Genomic DNA, 2,301 nt, shown 5'->3' on the forward strand with positions numbered 1-2,301 from the left:
GCGCGCCGCCGACATCGCCCGCGTCCTGGACGCCGTCGCCTGCCTCGCCGCCTCCCTCACCCCGGCACCGCCCGCCGTGGCCGCCGTCGTGCCCGACGCCGCCACCGCACTGGCCGACGAGTTCCGGCGCGTACGCGTTGGGTTCGGGCCCCACGGCCTTGACGAACACGCGCCGCCCGTCGGCGAGTTCCAGCCGCGCGGCCACGCCCGGGGAGAAGCCGCCCGCCCGGGTGACGGCCGTGGTCACGGGTGAGCCCAGTGTCTCCTCCAGGGCGGCCCGGAGGTGGGCGGGGACCTCCGTCCAGGGGCGGCGGAGGCCGAGCGCGGGCGGTGCCGTGAGGGTCACGGGACCTCCAGGAAGGGGCGGAGCCGGGACAGGGCCGCGGTCAGCCTGGGCCATTGCTTCGCGGTGGTGATCCGGAGCCCGCCCCCGGCGAGGCAGAAGTCGAGCAGCGGCGGGTGGGCGGCGACGCCCGTCTCCCGCAGCAGTTCCCCGCACAGCCGGTACGAGTCGTAGGGACGGGCCGTCTCCACAAGGAGATCGACGGAGCAGCGGGGGGTGTGCACCCGCACCCCGGCCGTGCGGGAGAGCCGGTGCACGGCGGCGTCCCGCAGGGTCGTGAGGGTGGTCTCCTGGGACCGCCGTTCCAGGCGGTAGCGGTCGTAGGCGTGCTGCAGCCGGGCGCGGGTCAGCCCGTAGGTGGTCTCGAACTCGCCGGTCTCCGCCGGTCCGACGCGGTCCGTGCCCTCGGCCAGCCAGCGTTCCATGCGGGCCACGACCTCCACGGTCGTGTAGAGGAGCGAGGGCGGGCCGCCGAAGCTGGTCGAGGCGTATTCGTAGTAGTCGGCGACGAGGGCGCTGTCGGCGACGATCCACGCGGCGTCCAGGACCTGCGGCTGCCAGGTGTGCGGGAAGCCGGAGACGCGGACGACGTGGGGTGCGGCGCGGGCGGCGGAGAGCGGGGCGGTCCCGCCGAGCCACTCGTCGCTCTCGTCCAGCAGGATCACGGTGGAGGGCGGCGCTGCGCGGATCAGCAGGGCGAGTTCGTCCTCGGCGACCCGGGCCCCGGTGGTGCACGCGACGGTCGGCAGGAACACCAGGGGCGTGTCGGGTCTGAGCGCGGCGAGGAGCGGCGCGACGGACATCGTGCCGTCGGCGCAGGTCAGGGGTACGAGGCGGATGTCGGCGCGCCGGGCGACCGCCTGCACGGTGGTCGGCCGGTTGGGGACGGCGCACAGCGCGGGCGCCCCGGACGCGGGGCGCCCGGAGAGGAGGTGGTCGGCCAGCCCGCTGACGGCGAAGGGGGCGTTCACGGTGAGTGCCACGTTCCGGCCGGTGTAGCGGGCTCCGTGGACGCGCCGGTTCTCGTACGCCGCCAGGGCCTCGCGTGCGGGGACCCTGCCGCAGGAGTCGGAGTAGCCGTACCAGTCCCGCCGCAGGGCGTAGCGCATGCAGTCCCGGACGGTCCGCGGCAGGTGGGTCGCGCAGGCGTCGGCGGGGCCGGGCAGCAGGGAGAGCCGTGGGCCGGGCGTCCCCGCGTCGCCCGCCTCCTCGTGTGGAAACCCTTGATGCAGCTCGTGGACGAAGGCCACGGTGGTGCGGGAGGAGAGCAGTTCCTCCGTGGTGACGTCGCGCCGGTGGGCGCTCGCGCGCCAGTGTTCGGCGAGTTGGGGGCGGGTCGCGTGCCGTCCTTGTTCGTGCTCGATCCGGCCGAGCCAGAGGTCCCGCAGTTCGCGGGGGTCGGCCGGGTCGCGGGCGCGCCGGAACACGTCGAGCGTGCGCTCGTCGACGGCGGGCGTGAAGGTGTGCCCGGTGTCCGGGGCCCGTCGTGCGGCCGCGGCGGAGGCGAGTGCGTCCCGGGGCAGCGGGGGCATGAGGCGGGCGGGCGCGTCGGTGAAGAGCTGCATGTCACCTCCGGCCGGGCCGTCAGGCCCAGTACCGCGCGTAGGTGGAGGGCACCGCGCACCGGAAGGACGTGTGGTGGACGTAGAGCACGTCACGGGCGGGGGTGACGTCGCCGCGGCCGTCGATCCAGTAGACCGGCAGACCGTGTTCCTCCATGATCCGCCGGGAGGTCTCCGCGCACTCCGACCAGTACAGGTCGCGGTCGAAGAGGAAGAGGTCGGCGGTGCCGCCCAGGTAGCAGATCACGGCGTCGCAGCCGGGGGGCGGCCCCTGGGCGGTGAGGTGCGCGAGGTCGGCGTGGTGCGCGTCGCACCTGCCCGTCAGGTGCCGCTTCATCGGTGCGGGCATGGGCCCGTGCGCCTCGACGAGCAGCGTCCGGCCGGTGGGAAGGCGGG

The 2,301-nt window shown here is 75.4% G+C and carries 2 protein-coding genes and 1 pseudogene; all 3 read right to left on the reverse strand.

The features are described from left to right. Positions 1–346, reverse strand: a pseudogene (locus K6I34_RS35850) (hypothetical protein); the annotation flags it as partial. Next, a complete protein-coding gene (locus tag K6I34_RS35855; RefSeq protein WP_229332212.1) occupies positions 343–1,908 on the reverse strand; it encodes a pyridoxal phosphate-dependent aminotransferase in 1,566 nt (521 codons plus the stop codon). The gene K6I34_RS35855 and the pseudogene K6I34_RS35850, both read right to left, overlap by 4 nt. A 19-nt stretch (positions 1,909–1,927) precedes the next feature. After that, positions 1,928–2,301 (reverse strand): hypothetical protein (locus K6I34_RS35860; RefSeq protein WP_229332213.1); only part of this gene is annotated, 374 nt, incomplete at its 5' end.

Source organism: Streptomyces sp. UNOC14_S4 (assembly GCF_020740835.1).
GTDB lineage: Bacteria > Actinomycetota > Actinomycetes > Streptomycetales > Streptomycetaceae > Streptomyces.